Origin of the sequence: Stenotrophomonas sp. WHRI 8082 (genome assembly GCF_040223995.2) — a bacterium.
Taxonomy (GTDB): Bacteria; Pseudomonadota; Gammaproteobacteria; order Xanthomonadales; family Xanthomonadaceae; genus Stenotrophomonas.
The window spans coordinates 1,643,518-1,663,605 of the sequence record NZ_CP167826.1 but is presented as its reverse complement, the minus strand read 5'-3'; the positions used below and the strand labels follow the sequence as shown (position 1 = coordinate 1,663,605).

At 66.9% G+C, this 20,088-nt stretch carries 19 protein-coding genes and 1 pseudogene; 11 read left to right on the top strand and 9 right to left on the bottom strand.

Going from position 1 to position 20,088, the window contains the following annotated elements; all coding sequences use genetic code 11:
- Positions 1 to 28 precede the first annotated feature (28 nt).
- The 6 genes and pseudogenes from ABRP17_RS07350 (at position 29) to ABRP17_RS07325 (ending at position 4,029) form a co-directional block, all read left to right on the top strand.
- Positions 29 to 277 (top strand): hypothetical protein, encoded by a 249-nt coding sequence (locus ABRP17_RS07350; RefSeq protein ID WP_188325359.1) that lies wholly within the window; start codon positions 29 to 31, stop codon positions 275 to 277.
- Between the two features lie 126 nt (positions 278 to 403).
- A pseudogene (locus ABRP17_RS07345) lies at positions 404 to 704 on the top strand (bestrophin family ion channel); the annotation flags it as partial.
- Between the two features lie 91 nt (positions 705 to 795).
- Positions 796 to 1,785 carry a porphobilinogen synthase gene (gene hemB / locus ABRP17_RS07340; protein ID WP_349986050.1) on the top strand — a complete coding sequence of 330 codons (990 nt, stop codon included), beginning with the start codon at positions 796 to 798 and terminating at the stop codon, positions 1,783 to 1,785.
- 33 nt (positions 1,786 to 1,818) lie between these two features.
- On the top strand, positions 1,819 to 2,049 hold the full coding sequence (locus ABRP17_RS07335; RefSeq protein WP_188325357.1) for an SHOCT domain-containing protein: 231 nt from the start codon (positions 1,819 to 1,821) through the stop codon (positions 2,047 to 2,049).
- 182 nt (positions 2,050 to 2,231) lie between these two features.
- Positions 2,232 to 2,609, top strand: a complete 378-nt coding sequence (locus tag ABRP17_RS07330) for a hypothetical protein (protein ID WP_188325356.1) — start codon at positions 2,232 to 2,234, stop codon at positions 2,607 to 2,609.
- Positions 2,610 to 2,649: 40 nt separating this feature from the next.
- Positions 2,650 to 4,029, top strand: coding sequence for an XVIPCD domain-containing protein (locus ABRP17_RS07325; protein WP_349986049.1), 1,380 nt, complete (start codon positions 2,650 to 2,652; stop codon positions 4,027 to 4,029).
- Positions 4,030 to 4,081: 52 nt separating this feature from the next.
- Here ABRP17_RS07325 and ABRP17_RS07320 read toward each other — a convergent pair whose 3' ends face one another.
- Positions 4,082 to 4,978: a hypothetical protein gene (locus ABRP17_RS07320; protein WP_349986048.1), complete on the bottom strand. Its 897-nt coding sequence runs from the start codon at positions 4,976 to 4,978 to the stop codon at positions 4,082 to 4,084.
- A 67-nt stretch (positions 4,979 to 5,045) separates the two neighbouring features.
- On the opposite strand from ABRP17_RS07320, the gene aroE reads away from it, so the two are divergent.
- From aroE to dinG, 3 genes are all read left to right on the top strand, one after another.
- Positions 5,046 to 5,885: a shikimate dehydrogenase gene (gene aroE, locus ABRP17_RS07315; protein ID WP_188325353.1), complete on the top strand. Its 840-nt coding sequence runs from the start codon at positions 5,046 to 5,048 to the stop codon at positions 5,883 to 5,885.
- Between the two features lie 2 nt (positions 5,886 to 5,887).
- The gene (locus tag ABRP17_RS07310; RefSeq protein ID WP_188325352.1) at positions 5,888 to 6,241 is read left to right on the top strand and encodes a hypothetical protein; all 354 of its coding nucleotides are present in this window, start codon (positions 5,888 to 5,890) and stop codon (positions 6,239 to 6,241) included.
- A 129-nt stretch (positions 6,242 to 6,370) separates the two neighbouring features.
- Positions 6,371 to 8,473: an ATP-dependent DNA helicase DinG gene (gene dinG / locus ABRP17_RS07305; RefSeq protein WP_192082169.1), complete on the top strand. Its 2,103-nt coding sequence runs from the start codon at positions 6,371 to 6,373 to the stop codon at positions 8,471 to 8,473.
- A 105-nt stretch (positions 8,474 to 8,578) separates the two neighbouring features.
- Here dinG and ABRP17_RS07300 read toward each other — a convergent pair whose 3' ends face one another.
- Positions 8,579 to 9,169 carry a hypothetical protein gene (locus tag ABRP17_RS07300; protein ID WP_349986046.1) on the bottom strand — a complete coding sequence of 197 codons (591 nt, stop codon included), beginning with the start codon at positions 9,167 to 9,169 and terminating at the stop codon, positions 8,579 to 8,581.
- A gap of 172 nt (positions 9,170 to 9,341) precedes the next feature.
- Positions 9,342 to 11,177: a dihydroxy-acid dehydratase gene (gene ilvD, locus ABRP17_RS07295; protein ID WP_349986045.1), complete on the bottom strand. Its 1,836-nt coding sequence runs from the start codon at positions 11,175 to 11,177 to the stop codon at positions 9,342 to 9,344.
- A 191-nt stretch (positions 11,178 to 11,368) separates the two neighbouring features.
- On the opposite strand from ilvD, the gene ABRP17_RS07290 reads away from it, so the two are divergent.
- A complete protein-coding gene (locus tag ABRP17_RS07290; protein WP_188325348.1) occupies positions 11,369 to 11,941 on the top strand; it encodes a DUF1190 domain-containing protein in 573 nt (190 codons plus the stop codon).
- A gap of 3 nt (positions 11,942 to 11,944) precedes the next feature.
- Complete coding sequence (locus ABRP17_RS07285) at positions 11,945 to 13,123, top strand: glutathionylspermidine synthase family protein (protein ID WP_349986043.1); 1,179 nt, start codon at positions 11,945 to 11,947, stop codon at positions 13,121 to 13,123.
- A 73-nt stretch (positions 13,124 to 13,196) separates the two neighbouring features.
- Here the strand turns inward: ABRP17_RS07285 and ABRP17_RS07280 are convergent, their stop codons facing one another.
- The 6 genes from ABRP17_RS07280 to ABRP17_RS07255 are packed head-to-tail and all read right to left on the bottom strand — an operon-like array spanning position 13,197 to position 20,009.
- Entirely contained in the window at positions 13,197 to 14,495 is a 1,299-nt protein-coding gene (locus ABRP17_RS07280) for a DUF58 domain-containing protein (RefSeq protein WP_349986041.1), read from the bottom strand.
- On the bottom strand, positions 14,492 to 15,502 hold the full coding sequence (locus tag ABRP17_RS07275; protein WP_188325345.1) for a MoxR family ATPase: 1,011 nt from the start codon (positions 15,500 to 15,502) through the stop codon (positions 14,492 to 14,494). Before ABRP17_RS07275 ends, ABRP17_RS07280 begins: the two co-directional genes overlap by 4 nt.
- Positions 15,499 to 16,695, bottom strand: coding sequence for a DUF4350 domain-containing protein (locus ABRP17_RS07270; protein ID WP_349986040.1), 1,197 nt, complete (start codon positions 16,693 to 16,695; stop codon positions 15,499 to 15,501). Before ABRP17_RS07270 ends, ABRP17_RS07275 begins: the two co-directional genes overlap by 4 nt.
- Positions 16,692 to 18,329: a DUF4129 domain-containing protein gene (locus tag ABRP17_RS07265; RefSeq protein ID WP_349986038.1), complete on the bottom strand. Its 1,638-nt coding sequence runs from the start codon at positions 18,327 to 18,329 to the stop codon at positions 16,692 to 16,694. The genes ABRP17_RS07270 and ABRP17_RS07265 overlap by 4 nt, the downstream gene beginning before the upstream one ends.
- A complete protein-coding gene (locus tag ABRP17_RS07260; protein ID WP_349986037.1) occupies positions 18,319 to 19,320 on the bottom strand; it encodes a stage II sporulation protein M in 1,002 nt (333 codons plus the stop codon). Before ABRP17_RS07260 ends, ABRP17_RS07265 begins: the two co-directional genes overlap by 11 nt.
- A complete protein-coding gene (locus tag ABRP17_RS07255; protein ID WP_223202927.1) occupies positions 19,317 to 20,009 on the bottom strand; it encodes an RDD family protein in 693 nt (230 codons plus the stop codon). Before ABRP17_RS07255 ends, ABRP17_RS07260 begins: the two co-directional genes overlap by 4 nt.
- Positions 20,010 to 20,088: the final 79 nt, after the last annotated feature.

Genomic DNA, 20,088 nt, shown 5'->3' with positions numbered 1-20,088 from the left:
GGGCCCAATCCATCGGCGAGGAGGGCGCATGGGACTGATCAGTCTGTTGTGGGGCATCGTGGCACTGGGGTGGATGGTCATCGCGCTGGTGCCACTGCTGGGCTGGGGCAACTGGTTCCTTATTCCGTTCGCGGCAGTGGGCGCGGTGGTCGCGGCGATCGGCATCCTGTTCACCCATCCCAGCAAACGGGGTCGTGCCTGGACCGGCCTGATCCTCAACGGCATCGTCATCGTGGTCGGCATCTTCCGCCTGGGCCTGGGCGGCGGCATCGTCTGACTACAGCAGGTGCGACGATGCGTCGCAGCGGCTGAGCGCGCCGTCGGGGCGGGCGTACAATGGCGCCTCTGATGGCGCGCGCCATCGCCTGCGCCCGGCTGTGGCGCGCGACGCCCCTCATTCCTGATGATCATCCGCCCACGTCCCCACGGCTGGCAGCTTCTCTACATCCTGCGCGGCTCCATCGTTCCGGCGGTGGCACCGAAAGTGGTGGCGATCCTGCTGCTGGCGATCGCGATCGCGGTCGCTGCGGTGGCGGAGCTCGGCGATGTGCCGGGCATCGAGCGCGTGTCATCTGCACCCTTCGCCCTGCTTGGGCTGGTGCTGTCGATCTTCCTGGGCTTCCGCAACAGCGCCTGCTACGAGCGATGGTGGGAGGGCCGAAAGCCATGGGCAGCTGATTCTGGAATCGCGCTCGGTGGCCCGCCTGGGTGCGCTGGGCCAGCGCCCGCTACCCGAACCCCTGCTGCCGCGCGACTATCGCCTGCAGTGACCTGATATCCCGACGGAGCCCCCTCATGTCCCATCCTCTGTACCGCCCCCGCCGCATGCGTCGCGATGATTTTTCACGTCGACTGATGCGCGAAAACACGCTCAGCGTGGACGACCTCATCTACCCGGTGTTCGTGCATGAGCATGCAGGACGCACGGCGATTCCTTCGATGCCGGGCGTGGAGCGGCTGTCGATCGAGGAGCTGCTGAAAGTAGCCGAGGACGCAGTCGCGCTCGGCATCCCGGTGCTCGACCTGTTCCCGGTGATCGATCCGGCGCTGAAGTCGTTGGACGCGGAGGCTGCTTGGGCCGATGACGGGCTGGCGCAACGCGCCGTGCGCGCATTGAAAGAACGCTTCCCCACGCTGGGCGTGATGACCGACGTGGCGTTGGATCCGTACACCACGCACGGGCAGGACGGCATCATCGATGACAGCGGTTACGTGCTCAACGACATCACGGTCGACGCACTGGTGAGGCAGTCGGTGTCGCACGCACAGGCCGGCGTCGACGTCATCTCGCCATCGGACATGATGGACGGCCGCATCGGTGCCATCCGCCGCGGACTGGACGACGCAGGCTTCATCAACACGCGCATCATGGCGTACTCGGCGAAGTACGCATCGGCGTTCTACGGCCCGTTCCGTGATGCGGTGGGCAGCGCCGGCAGCCTGGGCAAGGCAGACAAGAAGACGTACCAGATGGACCCGGCGAACGGCGATGAGGCGATGCGTGAGATCGCACTGGATCTGGAGGAAGGCGCGGACATGGTGATGGTCAAGCCGGGCATGCCATATCTGGATGTCGTCCGCCGGGTCAAAGAGACCTTTGGCGTCCCGACGTTCGCGTACCAGGTCAGTGGCGAGTACGCGATGTTGAAGGCCGCCGTTGCCAACGGCTGGCTGGACGAGCGCGCGTGCGTGATGGAGTCCCTGATGTGCTTCAAGCGCGCAGGTGCCGATGGCGTGCTGACCTATTTCGCACCGCAGGTAGCACGCTGGCTGCACGAGCGCTGACAATAGCCGCTTCGTCACAAGGAGAACGGAACGATGGAAATCCTGGGCACAGGCCACTGGATGATCTGGATCATCGGCGTGGTGGTATTCGGCGCGTTGATCGTGTGGCTTGCGCTGGCCGCGTTTCGCCAGAGCCGTCAGAAGCCTGAGCTGCCCTCGGCCGCGCGTCAGGTGGCCCTGGCCGAACTCGATGAGCGCAAGGCCAAGGGCACCATCAGCGAAGCGGAGTACCAGCAGGCACGCGCAAAGCTGCTCGCAGGCTGATCATCGGTACTGACGGCGTCGCTCCTGATAGTGACGCCGCGCCCTGGTAGTGACGGCCGCTGGCAGTCAGCCTCTGCATCCAATGCCCCGAATGACCGCAGACGTCGGCGGTGGCTCTGACAAAGGACGGCTCCAGCCGCTAAGGTCGACCGGTGCCGATTCGGCATCTGCTGGGGATCTCCATGCGCTATTCCTGCTGGCCAACCCTCCTGATGCTGGGCGCGCTGACGCTGTCTTCGACCACTGTGGCAGCCGACGCGGTACGGATGCCCAAGGCGCTCTGGGGGACATGGGACTTGGGGCCAGATCCTTGCAGCTTGCCACTTGAACCGGATCTGGATTCGCCCAAGTGGATAGACGCGTCATCGATTCGTGGCTATGAGAATAATGAAATCCCAACCAAGGTGCGTCGGGTTTCCGTTGTGCCCGCCGTGTGGGTCATTCGGACTGATAACGATGTCGCTCCGCAGATAGTGACCAGCGACATCTATGTCCTGAAGGGAGATCATCTGACGATTACAGATGGAGAATTTACCAAGTACTACCGCCGCTGCCGCTAGCCTTGCACGTTGAATGTCCATGCTGTTGAAGGATGTTCAGATGACTCAGGTCAAGGGAGTGGGTGATCGTCGAAATTACCGCGTTGCTCAGCTATACGATCGGAAGACTGGAAATGTCGCCGTGCGTGAGTTCGAGGGCCTCGTCACGCACCATCCGATCTCGAATGCTGGCGCCGAAATAAAAGGCGGCCTGCCGACTGAAGTAGAGGATGCCAGACATCGCAGCTACGGACTGATCGGAGGCAAGCTGGAAGAGCTCGAAACCCGCCAGTCCGACGCCAAATTCAGTCCAATTGGCCCGGACCAGGTGCTCCTCATAAAAGACTTCATCCTGGAAGACAGTCGGACCGCTCCATTCGGCCGCGGTGCGCGCGACGTCGACGTGCCCGCTCCCTTCGCCGGATATGTCGGCAGGGTCATCCCCGGGCAAGGGTTGGTCGATATCCTTGACCGGAAAGACGGTGAACTGCTGGCCAGGATCCGCCACCTGAAGCCGATCGACGTCAGCGTGGGCGACACCGTCCAGTATGGACAGACGCTGGGCACGCAGGGAGCCGTCGGCCTGGGTCGGGACGGACGCAAGCATGTCCACATGGAAGTCGACACCGGACAGTATCAGCAGTACGCGAACTACGTTGAAGACCTCGTCAGCGGCCGCTTGGCACTGGGTCCGGCTGACCGTGGCACAGGGATCGAACCGCGCGCGGTCGTCGATGATGGCGTCACGCGCGTCGGCGAATCGAATGGGGTCGTGCGGATCGTGCAGCAGCGCTTGAACGAGGGCGGATTTCGCGGCGCAGACGGAGAGCGGCTCGCAGAGGATGGGACCTACCGCTTGTCGATGCAGAGGGCGGTCATCAACTACCAGGCGGCCGAAGGACTGCCGCAGAGCGGCGACCTCGATGCGGCCACCTTGCAGCGCATCGCCCCCACGATCTTTCCACCGGCGGTGAACTCCCCCCGCAACCCCGCTTCGCCCGCTCTTCTCGATGGGCAGGCGCAACTGCATGACGCGCCCGCAGGAGATGCACCCTGCGACCCCTTGTTCGCCCAGGCGCAGGATGCCATGCAGCACCTGGAAGAAAGCCTGGGACGCGGCTACGACGCGCACAGCGAACGCATGGCAGCGAGTGTGGCCTGCCTGGCCAAGGCAAACGGCTTTGATCACATCGACCATATCGTGCTGAGCAGCGCTACAGAAAGGGCGGCGCAGGGTGCGGACGTCATCGTGGTGCAGGGCGCCATGAACGATCCGGCGCACCTGCGTGCACAGATGGGGACGGACGATGCACTGGCGGTGCCCGCGGATGCCTCATTGGCCCGCCTCGCGCGCATCGAGCCGATGGCGCGAGAGCCGATCACAGTGCAGGCCGACCCGTGCGTGCAGCAGGATCCATCGGTGATGCATCGAATGGGCTGACGCCTTGGCTGCACCCGTACGGGCGGAGCGTGGGCATGCCTCCGGCAGACCGCTATCGGACGCCGGCACTCGCCGCGCCCACCGTCGGGCCACAGCCCGCGACCGGCTCCACCCGCGGCGTCATCATCCGGTAGACATCGGTGCCGCCAGCACGTGGCGCACGCGCGCTGCGGCTGACCAGCATCAACTCGCCCGGCTTGGCGTTGTCCACGACCGGTGTGGCAGTGTGGCCGTCCGCGGTATTGAACGACAGCATGACCGGCTGTACGGCCTCGCCGGTCCACGCACAGCCACTGCGCCACACTTGTGCCGTGTCACCGATGGCACGCGTGAATACCACCGCGCCGTCACGTCCCAGCCAGTCGCCGTCGCTCTCGTCAGCGGCAGTGTTCAACCCCTCAAGCGCAATGGCAGCCCCGCGTCGACCGTCGACTACAGGTGCCGCGAACAGATCCCAGCCATGCGCCTTGCCCCGCTGTCGCGAGAACAGCAAGTGCAGGCCATCGGCACTCAGTGCGGGCGCGCGCTCCGGCGCGGCGTCAGCTGGATCTCGCCATGTCTCAGGCATGCCAAAGCGCCCGTCGCTGCCGATCGCCACCCGGTACAGCGTCAGGCCCCCGTTGCGGTCCGAGGCGAACAGCAGCCAGCGCCCGTCGCGGCTGAAATAGGGGTCCACGTCATCGCCGGCGCTGTTGAAGGCCAGCGGCTGCGGATCCTGCCAGCGACCCTCGCGTAGCGTCGCCTGCCACAGATCCCAGCCGCCCACGCCAGCGCTGCGGTCGCTGGCGAACACGATGTGCTGTCCATCAGCGCTGATGCTGGCCCGGCCTTCGTTGGCCTTGGTCGACACGACCCCCATGCCCTCGATGCCGAACTCATTCAACGCCACCGCCACGGGGGCGAAGAGTAAACTGGCGGCAATCGCCAACAGGGGCAGGGCAGTTCGCATCGTCCACGTCCAGGCAGTACAGGGCCGCCCAGTGTAGGGCGTCCCCTTTGAACCCTCCGAGGATTCCATGACCGATCGCTACGCTGTCTTTGGCCACCCTATTGCCCACTCCCGTTCGCCTGACATCCACGCCGCCTTCGGTCGGCAGGAAGGCATCGCCGTGGACTACCGCGCCATCGACGCCGCGCCGGACGCTTTCCTCGCCGCGCTTGACGCCTTCGCGGCGGACGGCGGTCGTGGCGCCAACGTGACCCTGCCGCACAAGGAAGCGGCCTATGCGCTGTGCACCACGCGCACCGCACGCGCTACCCGCGCCGGCTCGGTCAACACGCTGCTGCGCAAGGGGGATCGCTGGCATGGCGATACCACCGACGGTGCGGGGCTGGTGCGCGACCTGACCGATCGCCATGGCCAGGACCTGCGCGGTCGTCGCGTGTTGCTGCTGGGTGCCGGTGGATCGGCCCGCAGCGTCGCCCCGTCGCTGCTGGACGCCGGCATCCGCGAGCTGGTGGTCGTCAACCGCACGCCAGAACGGGCCGATGAGCTTATCGACGCGATGGGTGAGCCGGGCCGTGCGCTCAGCCGCTACTGGGACGACCTGCACGACCTCGGCGACTTCGAGCTGATCGTCAACGCGACCTCGGCCGGACGCGATCCTGCGGCTACCTTCAAACTGCCCCTGTCGCTGGTCAACAGCATGACCACCGCCGTTGACCTCAACTACGGCGACGCCGCCATCGCCTTCCTGGCCTGGGCGCGCTCGGCAGAATGCCGCAACACCGTCGATGGCCTCGGCATGCTGGTGGAGCAGGCCGCCGAGAGCTTCCAGCAGTGGCACGAAGTGCGCCCGGATACCAATGCGGTCTACGCCGAGCTGCGTGCCGACAGCCACAACCTGGAGGACTGAGCATGGAAGGCACCGATCTGCTGATGACCGTGTTGAGCCTGGTGGGTGTGCGCCTGCCGGTGTTGATCGCGCTGACCGTCGGCGTGGTCTGGGTGATGGACGTACCACGCGGACCGGTGCGAAGTGGGGCCCTGGCAGGCCTGCTGTTGCTGGCAGTGACCACGGTCATCGGGCTGCTGGCGTCGATGCTGCCGATGGTGCTGGTCAGCATGGGCCGCTACGAGTCGATCTCCGGCATGAACATGATCTTCGGCGTCGTCCACTTCGTCCTGTCGCTGCTGGAGGCCTTCGGTCTGGTCCTAATCGTGTGGGCGCTGACCCGGGCACTGCGGGGCGGCGTGCCGCGCCCGGCCTGACCCTGTTGCGGTGCCGGCGCCATGGCGGGGACCCGCCCGCAGCACGCTGACAGGTTCAGCGTGCTGGCCCGGGCGCGCGGGCCCGGCGTGCGACAATACGCGGCCTGATCCTGTAACGGTAACCTTGGCGTGACCGAACCCGTCGCCGTCCCGCGTGCGCTTGATGACGCCTTGAAGGATTCGATCCGCAAGGCCTACACCACGCTGCAGGCCAACACCCCCGGCTTTGCCACCCGCCGCTCGCAGAGCCAGATGATCGGCGTGGTATCGCGTGCGCTGGCCAAGAGCGGGGGCGTGGGCGTGGTGGAGGCACCGACCGGCGTCGGCAAGAGCCTGGGTTACCTCACGGCAGGCGTGCCGATCGCCCTGGCCACCAAGAAGAAGCTGGTGATCAGCACGGGCACCGTCGCGCTGCAGTCGCAGCTGGTCGAGCGTGACATCCCGAATTTCCTCAAGGCCACCGGCCTGGAGGCGACCGTGGCACTGGCCAAGGGGCGCACGCGTTACCTGTGCACCCGCAACGCCGCCGAAGCGCAGGGAGAGGCATCGCAGGGTGGCATGTTCGAAGACGAGCAGCCGCTGTACGACCGCCCGCTGGCCCCGATTGAAATGGACATCGCCGCGCGCCTGACGGTGGCGTTCACCTCCGGCAGCTGGGACGGTGACATCGACAACGCCCCGGAAACCATCAGTCCCGGATTGCGTGGGCGCATTACCACGCCGGCATCCGCGTGTGCGGGCAGGCGCTGCGCGTACTCGGCGCAGTGCGCGGTGCTGCGCTCACGCAACACCGTGCGGGATGCGCAGATCGTGGTCACCAACCACGCGCTGCTGCTGTCGGCCCTGTCCATCGGCGAGAGCGACAACGGTCAGCCGATGATCGCCGCACCGTCGGACATGCTGCTGGTGCTGGACGAAGGCCACCACATCGGCAATGTGGCGATCGACCAGGGCGCAGCCAGTCTGGCGCTGGATGACATGGCCAAGCGCGTGGGCCGGCTGCAGATCCTGATCGCCGGGGCGTACCGCGCGGTGGACAAGGACCGCCTGGGCAACCTGCTGCCCAATGAAGCCATCGACGTGGCCACCAACGTGGCCAAGCAGCTGCGCGCGTTCCGCGATCACGTCGAAGCGCTGTGGATGCCGGCACCGGCCGACGAGGAACCGATGTGGCGCGCGGCGAATGGTCGCCTGCCCGAGGCGTGGCGCGAACCGATCGAGGCCTTGGCCGACGACACCCGCAGCCTGTTCAACTGGGCGCACGCGGCCAACGCGCAGGTCGCCAAGGGCAAGCCGGACGATGCCGCGCGCGAACGCCTGCAGCGCAACCTCGGCATGGCGCTGGAGATGATCGAAGGCCAGTACAACCTGTGGCAGGCGTGGCGTCGCGAAGACAGGGATGGCGCACCGCCAATGGCGCGCTGGATCACCGCCACGCGCGAAGGCGACCTGGTGCTGCACGGCTCACCGGTCTCGGCCGCGCACGTGCTGCGCAAGTTGCTGTGGGACGAAGTGGATTCGGTGGTGATGACGTCCGCCACGTTGACCGGCGGCGGTGATTTCCAGTCGCTGGCGATCGACAACGGCATCCCCGAGGACGCCGAGATGGTGTCGCTGTCCTCGCCGTTCGACCTGCCCAACCAGGCCGAGTTGATCGTGCCGCAGTTCCCGGTGACGCCGGATGACCGCGAGGGCCATCCACGCGAAGTGGCGCGCTACCTCGCCAAGGAACTGGACTGGAAGAAGGGCTCGATGGTGTTGTTCACCTCGCGCTGGAAGATGGAGAAGGTCGCCGGCCTGATGCCCGCTGCCAAGCGCAAGCAGGTGTTGGTGCAGGGCGAGATGTCCAAGACGCGGCTGATCGATGAACACCTGCGCCGTGTCGCCGAGGGAGAGGGGTCAGTGCTGTTCGGGCTGAACTCCTTCGGCGAAGGCCTGGACCTGCCCGGTGAAGCCTGCACCACGGTGGTGATCACCCAGGTGCCGTTCGCCGTGCCCACCGATCCACAGACCGCCACGTTGAGCGAATGGTTTGAAGCCCGCGGCCTGAACGCCTTCAACCTGATTGCCGTGCCCCATGCCCTGCGCACGCTGACCCAGTTCTCCGGCCGCCTGATCCGCACCAGCACCGACACCGGCCGCGTGATCATCCTCGACTCCCGCCTGCTGACCCGCCGCTACGGCAAGCGCATCATCGACGCGCTCCCCCCGTTCAAGCGCGTGATCGGCTGACCGGGGCGGTACACCGAAAAAGGGGACGGAGGGGATTAAGTCGTAATTGCCACCCTGCCATCTGCAGGCTGTGCTGAAGACGACTTAATCCCCTCCGTCCCCTTTTTACTGCTTGCAGGTCTGCATCGCTTGCAGATACGGCGTGTCAAAACAGCGTTGCAGCGCCTGCAGCACGTCCAGGTTCGCGGGCCATCGGATCTCCACGCTGTTGCCTTCCGGATCGGTGATAAGGAACTTTCCGTCCTTCACATCAAGGCCCGGTGGCGGGGGTGTTGCGGCAAGCTTGGCGACAGCGCGCTGCAAGGCGGCGTTGTCCCGTTCAAGAAAGGCGATGCTTCCTTCAACATAGGCGTTCCAGCCGCTTGCCTTGCCATCTGGACCGCGCAGCGACTGCCGCATCAAGAGCACGGCGGCCGCGGACTGGCCGGCGTTCGCCCGCATCTGCGCTTCGTGCCATGCCAGCACGTTGCGTTCCTGCGGTTGATGGACCCTGCGGTATTCGGCAATCAGGTCTGCCGCTTCGGCGTGACAGCCCTTTGCTTCGCCCAACGTACGCCAGCCGCCCTGCAGGTCCTGATCGAAGGCCTCGAACGACAACGCCAGCATCGCCTTGCGGTCCACGCTGCAGTCCGCCGCGGTGGGCGCCTGCACGCCGCCGGCCAGCGCGGCGGCGAGCACGAGTGAAATCAACGCCATCACAACTTCCTTGTCGAAAAAGGGGACGGAGGGGGTTAAGTCGTTTCCAGCACTGTGCCATCACTCGGCCGCGCTGGGAACGCGCTGAGGGCCGGGCTCGAAAGGCCGCCGAGCATGGCTCGGCGCTACCGGGCTGAAAACGACTTAATCCCCTCCGTCCCCTTTTTTGGGGTCAGTCGAGCAGGGTGGTGTTGCGTACGGCGCCCTTGTCGGCGCTGGTGGCCAGCAGCGCGTAGGCTTTCAGGGCGCTGGTGACTTTGCGCGGGCGGGCTTCCAGCGGCTTCCAGCCGCGCGCGTCGGCCTCGGCGCGGCGCGTGGCCAAGGTGGCCTCGTCCACCAGCAGATGGATGCCGCGGGTCGGGATGTCGATGCGGATGCGGTCGCCGTCCTGCACCAGGCCGATCAGGCCGCCAGCAGCCGCTTCCGGCGAGACGTGGCCGATGGACAGCCCCGAGGTGCCGCCGGAGAAGCGGCCGTCGGTCAGCAGCGCGCACTGTTTGCCCAGGCCTTTGGATTTCAGGTAACTGGTCGGGTACAGCATCTCCTGCATGCCCGGGCCGCCCTTGGGGCCCTCATAACGGATCACCACCACGTCGCCGGCCTGCACCGTATCACCGAGGATGCCGGCCACCGCGGCGTCCTGGCTTTCGAACACGCGGGCAGGGCCTTCGAACACATGGATGGATTCATCCACGCCGGCGGTCTTCACCACGCAGCCATCCAACGCCAGGTTGCCGCGCAGCACGGCCAAGCCGCCTTCCAGCGAATACGCATGCTGCAGCGAGCGGATGCAGCCTTCGGCGCGGTCCAGGTCCAGCGACGGCCAGCGCGTTGACTGGCTGAAGGCGACCTGGGTCGGGATGCCGGCCGGCCCTGCAGCGAAGAACTCGTGCACCTTGGCGTCGTCGGTCAGGGTGGCATCCCAGCGCTGCAGCGCATCGGCCAGCGTGGTGCTGTGGACGGTCGGAACGGACGTATCCAGCAGGCCGGCGCGATCCAGTTCGCCGAGGATGCCGAACACGCCGCCGGCCCGATGCACGTCTTCGACGTGATACTCCGGTGTATTCGGCGCGACCTTGCACAGTTGCGGTACGCGCCGCGACAGCGCGTCGATGTGGGTCAGGTCGAAGTCCACGCCACCTTCCTGTGCTGCAGCGAGCAGGTGCAGGATGGTATTCGTCGACCCCCCCATCGCGATGTCCAGTGTCATCGCGTTGTTGAACGCGGCGGCCGTGGCGATACCGCTCGGCAAGGCGCGCGGATCTTCACCGCCATACCAGCGGTGGCAGAGTTCCACGATCACCCGGCCCGCGCGGCGGAACAGCTGCTCGCGGTCGGCATGGGTGGCCAGTGTGGTGCCGTTGCCGGGCAGCGACAGGCCCAAGGCCTCGGTCAGGCAGTTCATCGAATTGGCGGTGAACATGCCCGAGCACGATCCACAGGTCGGGCAGGCACTGCGTTCGTACTCGGCGACTTTCTCGTCCGATGCGCTTTCGTCGGCGGCGATCACCATCGCATCCACCAGGTCGAGCTTGTGCTCGGACAGCTTGGTCTTGCCCGCCTCCATCGGCCCGCCGGACACGAAGATCACCGGCACGTCCAGGCGCATGGCGGCCATCAGCATGCCGGGGGTGATCTTGTCGCAGTTGGAAATGCAGACGATGGCATCGGCGCAATGCGCGTTGACCATGTATTCCACCGAGTCGGCGATGATCTCGCGGCTGGGCAGCGAATACAGCATGCCGTCGTGGCCCATGGCGATGCCGTCATCCACCGCGATGGTGTTGAACTCCTTGGCCACTCCGCCGGCCTGCTCGATCTCGCGCGCGACCAGCTGGCCAAGATCCTTCAGGTGCACATGGCCGGGCACGAACTGGGTGAACGAGTTCGCGATGGCGATGATCGGCTTGTGGAAATCGCCGTCTTTCATGCCGGTGGCACGCCACAGGGCGCGGGCGCCGGCCATGTTGCGGCCGGCGGTGGAGGTGCGGGAACGGTAATCAGGCATGGGCTGGCAGCAACGGGCGGGCCGTACGACGTGGGTGTCGTTCGATGATGCCCAATTTTTCCGGTTGCGTTTGCAACCACCGGGCCAAGGTCGATCTGACCCACCGTTCATGTTGTGTGCTTTGCCGACTTTGGTTGCAGCCGCTGATGCGGCATTATTGTGGGGTTGACCCGCATGAGAGGCATGAGGCCATGAAACGTTCCCGCACCACCGCGCTGCTGTTGATGAGCGCCGCACCGCTGCTGTTCACCGCCTGCCAGAAGGAAGAACAGGTGCAGGTGCAGGAAGGGCTGTATACCTCCGTGCAGGCCTGTACCGAGGCCACGGCTGATCCGTCGGCGTGCCGCAACGCGTTCGCCGCCGCCCAGCAGCAGTCTGCCGATGCCGCGCCGAAGTACGCCGACAAGGCGGCCTGCGAAGCCGACTACAAGCCGGAGCAGTGCGTGGAGCAGCGCACCTCGGCCGGTACGTCCTTCATCGGGCCGATGATGATGGGCTTCTTCATGTCGCAGATGATGAACAGCGGACGCGCGGGCCTGGCCCAGCAACCGGCGGCTGCCAGCCCGGCCTTCCAGGACAAGAACGCCGGGTGGGCGCGTGCAGCCCCGGGTGGCAGCGGCGGCCTGAACACCGCCAGCGGCATCGGCGCGGGCAAGGCCGGCCTGGCGCCGGTCACCAACCAGCCGAACCGCGCCACCACCGCCAGCCGCGCCGGCTTCGGCAGCACCAGTGCGCGCCGTAGCGGCGGCAGCTTCGGCGGCTGACCGATGCAGCGTGTCCGTATCGCCGAGCGCCCCCAGTGGCGCGCTCGGGCCGAAGAAGCCGGCTTCCGCTTCCACACCATCGACGGTCAGGCGTACTGGGATGAAACGGCGTACTACGCCTTCACCCTGCGGCAGATCGAGCAGGACATCGAAGACCCCAGCGCCGAGCTGCACCAGATGGCGATGGCGCTGGTGGAGGAGGTGGTCGGTTCCGATACGTTGATGGAACGCTTGGCGATCCCGGCGCATTACCGCGACTGGATCGCCGACAGCTGGCGCCAGCGCCAGCCGCACCTGTATGGACGCCTGGACCTGGCCTACGACGGCACCGGCCCGGCCAAGCTGTACGAGCTGAACTACGACACCCCGACCTCGCTGTTCGAGGCCAGCTTTTTCCAGTGGCAGTGGTTGGAAGAACAGCGCAACGCCGGCCGCCTGCCGGCGCATGCCGACCAGTTCAATGCGCTGCATGAGGCACTGGTGGGACGCTTCGGTGAGCTTGCTTCCCGACTCCCGCCGCCGCTGTATTTCAGCGCCGTGGGCAGTTCGCAGGAAGACGTCGGCACGGTGGAGTACCTCCGTGATTGCGCCGCCCAGGCCAACCTGCATGGCGAAGGCATCGCGGTGGAAGACATCGGGCTGTCCGACGATGGGCGCTTCACCGCGGTGGACGACACGGTGATCGGCACGTTGTTCAAGCTGTATCCGCTGGAAGACCTGATGGCCGAGGAGTTCGGTCGCGCGTTGCCGACATCCGGCCTGCAACTGCTGGAGCCGGCCTGGAAGGCGGTGCTGAGCAACAAGGGCATCCTGCCCTTGCTGTGGGAGCGTCATCGCGGGCACCCGAACCTGCTGGAATCGCACTTCGACGATGGCAGTACGCTGCGCGCGGGGTGGGTACGCAAGCCGCTGTTCTCGCGCGAAGGCGCGAACATCGAAATGCATCTGGCCGACGGCACCACGCAGCGCAGCGACGGCCCGTACGACGGTCCGGCGATCATCCAGCAGGCGCATCCGTTGACCCGTTTCGAAGGCGGCTATCCGCTGATCGGCAGCTGGGTGATCGGCGACCAGGCCTGTGGCGTCGGCATCCGCGAGGATGACAGCGCTATCACCCGGGATACGTCGCGGTTCGTTCCGCACGCGATCATCGACGAAGCGCCGACGCAGATCTACGTCTGAAACCGGCGGGCGATGGCCCCGTATTGAAGGTCAGTAGCCGCTGGGTTTTTTGACGGCCAGCGGCCGTCACTACCTACAACAAGCCGTCGCGCTTGACCGACAGGTAGCGCTCCACCAGCGCGCCGGGCAGGGCGTCGGCGGTGACATCCAGCACCATCACGCCGTGTCCGCGCAGCGCATCGTGCGCCTGCGCGCGCTGTTCCAGGTACAGGGCCGCCGCACCGGCCTGTGCGGCATCGGCATCCGTCTGCACCTGACCCTGCAACGCGTGGTCCAGCACCTGTTCGCGCAGGCTGGCCACGCACACCAGGTGCCGGCGCTGCAGCAGCTTCACCGCGGCCAGCAGGTCTTCGATATCTTCGTCGCGCACGTTGGTCACCAGCATCACCAGCGCGCGACGGCGCTGCAGCACCGACAGCTGTGTCGCGGTGGCCAGATAGTCCGTCGCCACTGGCTGCGGTTGCAGGTCGTAGCTGGCACGCAGCAGGTCATCGATCGTGCCCATGCCGCGTTTCGGTGCTACCCAGCGCTGCTCGCCGCCCATCGCATGCAGGCCCACGCCGTCGCCCTGCCGCAGGGCCAGATAGGCAAGCACCAATGCGGCGTTCAACACCTGGTCGAAGTGCGACAGGCCGCCATCACTGGCCATCATCCTTCGACCAGAATCGAGCACCAGCAGCATCTGCTGGTTCTTTTCGTCCTGATACTCGCGCGACACCAATCGCCGTGCACGCGACGTCGCCTTCCAGTCGATCTGGCGCAGGCTGTCGCCGATGCGGTATTCGCGCATCTGGTGGAAATCGGTGCCTTCACCGCGGCGCCGCTTCAGGTGCGCACCGACCATTCGCGAGGCCTGTTCGGCACTGAACAAGGCGAAGCGTGTGAGCGGCACGAAGTTCGGGAATACACGTACATCGAGCGCAGGCGGCACGACGCGCTGCTGCCGCCACAGCCGCCACGGTGAGTGCAGGCGCACCTGGACGCCGTCAAAGCGGAAGTGGCCACGTTGCAGCGGTTGCACGTGATAGTCGAGCGTGGCGGCAAACCCGGGACGCAGGCGCAGACGTCGCGGCATGCCCTCGCTTTGCCAGGCGCCCGGCAGCAGATCGAACACCTCCAGCCGCAGCGTGCGCTCAGCCTGCAGGGTCAGTTGCACTGCACGTCGCACGTTCAATGCCAGTGCTTCGGGAAGCTGCCGCTGCACGCTCGGCGAGGGCAGCCTGCGCAGACGCAGCAGGTCCACCAACGCCACCGCGACCACGATCGCCAAGACGGCCTGCCAGCTCCAGCGCGGCAGCCAGCCGGCCAGCACGGCAGCGCCTACGCCGGCCCACACCAGCAGGCATCCGAGCAGGGGCAGGGCAGGCCTCATCGGCGCGGTGCATCCACCTTGGCCAGCAGTGCACCGAGTACATCGTCGGCACCCTGTCCTTCGATCTGCAGCTCCGGTGCCAGCGCGATGCGATGGCGCAGCGCCGGCCGGGCGATATCGCGCACATCGTCCGGCGTCACGAAGTCACGGCCGGCCAGCAGCGCCTGTGCGCGTGCCGCACGCACCAGCGCGATGCTGCCGCGCGGGCCTGCGCCGAGGGCGATGCCGGGCCACTTGCGTGTGGCCGCAACGATGCGCACCGCGTAGTCGATCACTTCGGCGTCCACGGTGATCGCCGCGGTGGCCTGCTGCAACGCCACGACATCCCCGGCGTTGAGTACGCGGGGCACCCGCTGCAGGTCGAAGTCGCTGGCGCTGCGGCCGGTGGTCACTGCATCGACCATGCGCTTTTCGTCTTCCAATCCCGGGTAATCGATGACGATCTTCAGCAGGAAACGATCCAGCTGTGCTTCCGGCAGCGGATAGGTGCCTTCCTGTTCCACTGGGTTCTGCGTGGCCAGGGTCATGAAAGGCGGCGCGAGCGCGAACGATTTCCCTTCGATGGTGACCTGGCCTTCCTGCATCACTTCCAGCAGGGCCGACTGGGTCTTGGCCGGCGCGCGGTTGATCTCGTCGGCCAGCAGCAGGTTGGTGAACACCGGGCCGCGACGGATCTTGAAGCTTTCGCTTTTCGGGTCGTACACCGCGTGGCCACTGACATCGCTGGGCATCAGGTCCGGGGTGAACTGCACACGTCCGTGGTCGAGCTCCAACGCCTGTGCCAGCGCACGCACCAGCAGTGTCTTGCCCAGCCCGGGCACGCCTTCGATCAGCACATGGCCACCCGCGAGCAGTGCGATCAGGATCTGGTCGAGCACCTCGGGCTGGCCGATGAAGGCATGACCCACGGCTTCGCGTACGGCGTCCACGCGTTCCAGCACGTCGGCTGCGGCCGATACGGCAGCCAGCGGCGGCGGCACGGAGGGGGAAGAGTCCAGTTCGGTCATAGCAGGCTTCTCATCTGCAGCAGGAGGGTGATCCGCGCTTTCAGCGCGGTCTGGTCATTGGCGGCTGGCGGTGCCAGCGCGGTGTGTACGCGGGTGACGGGCCACTGCAGCAAGGCGGCGATGGCCTGTTCCTGTGCGGCACCCTCAAGCGTGGCCGCCAGCGGTGCACGGGCCTGCAGCCGACGCAGGAACAGGTCCCGTACGGCAGCATGCAGTCGCGGGCCCTGGCGTTGGCGCAGCAGCAGTTCACCACTGGCGCGCACGTGTTCCAGCAAGGAGCGGCGCTCTGCCACCGGCGAAGGCTGCACGCTGCCGAAGCGCTGCGCGCGCGCCCACAACCAGCCCAGCAACGCCAGCAGCAACGGCAACCAGACCGGCCAACCCTGCAGCACGATGCGCGCCCATAGAGAGGGCGGTCGGCTGGCATACACCAGCCACACGGTGCCCTTGCCGTAATTCGGCGCCAGCAGATGGCGGGTCAGGTCGCGGTGCGCACGGTCGTGCAGGCCATCGCGCGGCTGCTCCAGGTCTTTGCTCGGCCGCAGTGCAGCCGGGAGCAGCGAGGTGGTTTCAGGTACGCCACGCATGAAGTCCATGTCCGCCAGCACATCGACCCTGCCCTGGCCATGGCGCAGGCGAGCGAACACGAAGCCGTCTTCGCTGCCCCACTCACGCTGCACCTGTGCGTACGCCGCCTCGGTCAGATCGAAGCGACGACCCTTGCAGAACTCCACGTGGCCGGTGTCATCGTCCACATGGAAACGCTGGCAGGCACTGCCGAATCCAAGGCTTTCCACGCCCAGGCGCTGCAACAGCAAAGGCTCGTTTCGCGTGGTGTCTTCGCCGGTGGGGGGCGTGCGTACCAGCAGGTGGCCGCCCCGCTTCACCCACGCCAGCAGCGTATCCACCTGCGAGGGCGCCAGTTCACCGCTGTCCTGCAGCAGCACCACTGTATCGCCCGGCGCGAGCGTCATCGCCGCCAGGTCCAGCCGGGCCCGCGACTCTGCCCGCAGGCCGTCGGCGCGCAGCGCTTGGCCGAGCACGTACAACGGGTTGTAGCTGGCCTCGCCTTGCGGCGGCATCACCTCGGTGCGCGTCACTTTTTCGTGCGTGCGCAGGAACAGCACCACCAGCGGCACCGCCAGCAATACGATCAGCCCGATCACCAACGACCACACCACCCGGGCCTTCATGCCGGCCACCGGTACTGCGCCTGCAGTGCGTCGGCCAGCGTTTCGAAATCGGCGTGGTCGGGCAGCCGGTTGCCATACGCGGCGTACTGCCACATGCGCACGATCGCCGCGAACAGGTCGCGGTCACGCGCGTCCGGCATGCGCCGCGATGCACGCAGCACCTGGGCTTCGGTGGCGCCGGGTGGCAACGCTACGCCAGTCCGCTCCACCACCGTGCCGACGCTGGCGCGATACAGCAGGGCCAGTGCCTGACGTGGCATGCCGCGCGCCCACAGCGCACGTGCACGCGTGGCCACATCCGGCGGCACCACCTCGGGCAGCACGATCGAATCTTCGTTCACCGCAGGCGCGGCCGGGGCCTTGCGCCGCGCCGATCCACTCAGCCAGGGCAACCAGCGCCGCGCGGTGAGCAGCAGCGCCACGACGACGATGCCCAGCAGCAGCCAGAGGCCCCATTCGGCCACCATCGCCGCGATCTTCGCCGCACCACCGGACATCTGCCTCGCCGACTGTTCGTCGGCCTCGCGCTTCAGTCGTTCGCGCTCCTTGCGCTTGGCCTCTTCGTCGTCGTCCTTCTTGCGGGGTTCCCACTCGCTGATGGAGCGGGTGGGGCGCTGCAGCGGATCTTGGTAAGCGCGCTGCACGGCTTGGCGGAAGCCCGCCGTGTCCACGGGCACGTCACCGAAGATGCCAGCCGGCGTGTCAGCGGGATCGATGGCCGGTGGCTCCTCCTCGTCGTCATCGGAAGCCTCTTCTGCCCGCTCCTCATCCGCCGCGCCCGCATCGTCGTGTGCGTGCGCTTGCTGTGCATGCACCGGCACAGTGGCAACAGGCAGCGCGAACAGGACCACCAGCAGCAACAGCGGCATGGCCTGCTGCAGCCGTTCGCGCAGGCGGCGGAAGCTGATCTCCACGTCCCAGGCCTCCATCTGCGTGCGTCGGTTCAAATAGAGTCCGAACCCGGCACCGACGTGGAAAGGCCCCATCACACTGGCCGCCAGCCAGAGCAGCAGGTTCATACCGAACTTCGCCCAAGCGGGGGTGTCCTGCCGCACCAGCTCCCACGCTGCGCGCCACGAATCGGACAGCAGTTCCACCGGTACGAACATGAAAACGGCCGTCAACGCGCCGATCACCAGCACGGCCTCGAAGCCCATGCACAGCACCGTGAGCAGCATCGATGGACCGGCGGCGGCAGACAGTACCGCGCGGCGGCGCTGCCCGCGGTGCGCGGCGTCCGTGCCTTCCAGCAGGTTCACCGGCAGGCACACATTGCGCACCGCGCTGAAGCGCCGCCACCCCAGGTAACCCCAGAAGCCGGCGACCTGCCAGCCCGGCTGCGCACGCAGCGCCTGCCACGCGGTGACCGGCTCACCGAACACGCCACGCGACAGCACGTACAGCACCACCCGTTCGAACGCCGGCTTGCACCACCACAGCAGCAGCCACGCCCAACCGAATCCGGCACCCAGCCACCACGCCAGCGCATTGGCCAACAGGAACACCGGTGCACTGGCCAGCAGCCACGCGCCCCACGCCGCCCGCCACTGCCGGCGCGCCAGTGCAGTGCCCAGTTCCATTGCTTCCCAGCTGCTGCGGGCACGCAGCACCACGTTGAGCTGATCAATCCGCATGCTGCGCCTCGCCCCGGCCGCCGCGCCACAGCCATAGTCCCACCAGCGACCAAAGCACCGCCGCCACGCTGTACTTGCCCCATGCGGGCACCGCGGCGATGGAGGACCAGAATGCTTCGATGAACGCCGCCACCAGCAGCATCGCGGCGATGCCCAGGCATAGTCGCGCGCCGATGCGGCCGCCCTCCACCAGCGCATCGATGCGGCGCTTGCGCCCCGGCGCCACCAGGCGCATGCCCAGTTGCAGGCCCGCCCCGCCGGCGATCACGATCGCGGTGAGTTCGAAGGCACCGTGGCCGACCACGAAACGCCAGAACGGATCACCGTGGCCGACATGCTGCAGGTGGCCGGCGACCGCGCCGATGGTGATGCCGTTGAACAACAGCACGATCACCGTGCCCACGCCGGCCAGCAGGCCGCTGGCAAACGTGCGCAGGCCGATGCTGATGTTGTTCATGATGTAGTAGCCGAACATCATCCAGTCGGTGCCGCTGTCACGGCCCAGGTTCGGTGACGACGGATCGTACATGCGCTCCATCTGTGCAACGCGCGCGCTGTCCATCAGCAGGTGGATCAGATCCGGGTGCAGCTGCACCAGCACGAAGCTGGCGACCAGCGGCACGGCGAACAAGGCCAGCGCCACCCACATCACCGTCGCCTGGCTGCGCACCAGGTGGGGAAAATCAGCGAACAGGAACTCCAGCACGCTGCGCCAGCGGAAGGCCGGGGTGCGATACAACAGCGTGTGGCCGCGCTGCATCAACTGCTGCAGGCGCTCCACCAGCTGCGGGCTGTACCCGCGCTGGCGGGCCAGCGCCAACTGCTGGCAAAGCCTTCGGTAGCGTTGCGGGAACTCCGCATCCGCGGGCAGGGTGGGATCGGCAGCCACGCGTGCACGTGTGCGGGCACGCAGATGGGCACGCTGCTGCAGCCAGGCCTCCAGTGCTTCCCATTCCCCTTGGTGGCGGGCGACGAATTGTTCCTGTTTCATCGGCGGCCCAGCAACCAGTTGGCCATCGCATACAGGCGCAGCACACCGACCTGGCCGCCGGTTTCGGTCAACGGGGTGACGATGCCGGCCAGCTCCTGCTGGCGTGCGGGTGAGAGCAGGGGCGCCCGCTCGGCAAAGGCGATCACGGCGGACTGCTCCTGCGGCTGCAGCGGCACCGGCGGCGGCAAGGCGCTGTCGATGGTGGCGGGTGCGTGACGCGGGGATGCATCGCCATGCACCACCAGCGTGCCGGCGACCAGATCACCCAACCGCCGGCCGTGCGCATCGAACAGGCTGCTCACCAGCCCGACGGCGTAACCGAACGGCAGCATGTCCACGGTGCGCAGCAGGTTGCGGGTGACCGCACCGCTCCACCCGACCGGTGCCCCATCGCGCGCAATCACCCGCAGGCCCATCGCCCGCTTGCCCAGCGTCTGCCCCCACACCGCCTCGAGCACGATGGCATAGGCCCAGTTGAGCAGGAACATCAGTGCCAGATAGATGCCACGGCCGAGCTCATCAAGCAGCATCAACGGGAAAGAGAGCAGCACCAGCGCGGCACCACGGATGGCCAGGTCAACCAGCCACGCCACCGCACGCGGCAGGGGACCGGCCGCACGCAACTGCAGCGGCACGCCTTCCGGCGTGACCACCTCGCGGTAGGTATCCAGCATCGTCGCGGCGGTCATCGACACGCCACGCGTAATGAGGGAAGGCGCCGGGTTGCTCTCCGGCAGGGCGCCACGGGCATGGAAATCTCGACGTCAT